The 2,144-nt window shown below is 42.4% G+C and carries 1 protein-coding gene and 1 pseudogene; both read left to right on the top strand.

Features of this window, described 5'->3' with window-relative positions:
• Window positions 1-48 precede the first annotated feature (48 nt).
• Window positions 49-900: pseudogene (locus ACOTXR_RS25000) on the top strand (ISAs1 family transposase); the annotation flags it as partial.
• A gap of 214 nt (window positions 901-1,114) precedes the next feature.
• Window positions 1,115-2,080: a sensor domain-containing diguanylate cyclase gene (locus ACOTXR_RS25005; RefSeq protein WP_222834551.1), complete on the top strand. Its 966-nt coding sequence runs from the start codon at window positions 1,115-1,117 to the stop codon at window positions 2,078-2,080.
• Window positions 2,081-2,144: the final 64 nt, after the last annotated feature.

Below are 2,144 nucleotides of genomic sequence, written 5' to 3' on the forward strand. Positions count from 1 at the left end.
GGGTTCATGTGCAGCTCCATCAGCAAAAGGGGATGATAAGTTTATCACCACCGACTATTTGCAACAGTGCCTGAAAAACTGGTTGGCCAACTAGCGGTTGATGGTAAAGCTCTTCGTGCTACCGCTAAAGGGCGAGGAGCCAACGTTGTTCATATGGTCAATGTCTGGTCAACTGAGCTGGGAATGTGTGTTGGCCAGCAAAAAGTCGCTGACAAATCTAACGAGATCACGGCAATACCTGAGCTACTCCAACTTCTTGAATTAAAAGGGTGTTTGGTCAGTATTGATGCGATGGGTACACAGGTAAAAATCGCCGACACCATCCTCAAAAAGTCGGGTGATTACCTGCTTGCAGTGAAAGACAACCAACCTAACCTCAATACTGAAGTAAAAGAACAGTTCCAAGCGTATTGGGATAAGAATGAAACCGATGTTTCGGGGCACGGCTTTACTGAACAATTTGACTCAGAACATGGGCGAAAAGAGCATCGACGTTGTTGGGTTCTGGTGGTTGATGAAAGCATGCCAGTTTGCCAGCAGTGGAAAGCGAAGACGATCATAGCCGTGCAGGCTGAGCGAATTGAAAATGGCAAAGGCTATGATTTCGTGAGATTTTATATAAGTAGCCGAGCGTTGGATGCCACCTCAGCGCTGAAGGCAACCCGAGCGCACTGGTCGGTAGAAAATCTGCTGCACTGGACTTTAGATATTGCGTTCGGAGAGGATCAACTTCAGGCCAGAGCGGGCTTCGCTGGGGAAAACTTAGCGGTCATCAGGCAGTGGATACTGAACATACTGAAGCAAAACAAGTCACGTAATCTGAGCATGGCCAACAAGCGCAGGCTCTGCTGTCTGAATGAACAATATTTGTTCGAATGTATGGGGTTGTTCAAAGTATAAACACTGATGCGTCAGCCCTGTGGGTAATCAGGAACAGCTTTGCGCGACAACTATCTTGAAAAACGCCGAACCTCATATTAAAGTAGTTCTATGGAAGGTGCGAATAAGTCACCAAACGCAAAAAAACGCCTATGTAAGTGATTGAATTTAATTGACTAAAAGTTTCATTTTCGTTGCGGAGGGTACTTATTCGCACCCTCCCTAGAGGTTATATATGAACAAGGAGTTCGACCTAGAGCATACATCTATCACTCTTGAGGCGCTTTTTGATACAATGCCTGTTGCAATGGCATTAATCGACAGAGAAGGCCGAGAAGTTGCTGTTAATCAAGAGTGGCGTATGATTTATAGTCTTAATAATAGCGATGTTAAAGGGAGAAAAGTTACGGATTTTTGTGAAAAAATCGGAGAATATATTGAGCGTGATTTCCGGATATTTGATGCAGGATTAGACGTACCTGACCATGAAATACAAATAATTGATAAAACGTATTATGTATCAGTTAAACCTATCCGAGACAGCGCTGGTTTTACTGTTGGCGAAATGGTCAGTTTGACGGATATTACTCAACGAAAAAATATTGAAAAAGAACTTATTGAAGCTAATAAACAACTGCAATTTTTGGCAAATAATGACCCACTAACGGGAGTATTAAATGCTCGGGCTTATCATCAAACATGTGAGAAAATGATAAACCTAGCCAAGCGTAATGATGCGACATTCTCTGTTCTCTTTGTCGATCTAGATCATTTCAAAAACATCAATGACACTTTCGGACACGATGCCGGAGATCTTGTTATCAAAGCCACATCAAATTGCATAATAAACACGTGCAGAAAAAGTGATGTGATTGGCAGAGTTGGTGGTGATGAATTTTCAATATTCCTGCCAGAAACAGACAGTGCAGGTGCTATAAAATTCGCAGAAAAATTATGCGCCAACATTGAGATATTAAATCCCAGTATAACTGAAGATAACGAGATAAAGGTTACCGCAAGTATAGGGGTTGCCACAAAAATGGCTCATCACAAAACGATTACAGATATACAGCGTGATGCTGATCATGCGATGTATCACGCCAAGAAAAATGGCAGAAATAGAGTATCCTATTTACATCTGCCATGTTATATCGAACAAAACCAATCTGAACCACTCAATAAGGCACTGTTGCAAAGTTAGGGAAGGTGCGAATAAGCAGGTCATTTCTTCCCAAGCTGACTCGCTGATTAAAATTTCGCGGATC

Origin of the sequence: Enterobacter cloacae complex sp. IR53030 (genome assembly GCF_049238365.1) — a bacterium.
Lineage (GTDB): Bacteria > Pseudomonadota > Gammaproteobacteria > Enterobacterales > Enterobacteriaceae > Enterobacter > Enterobacter kobei.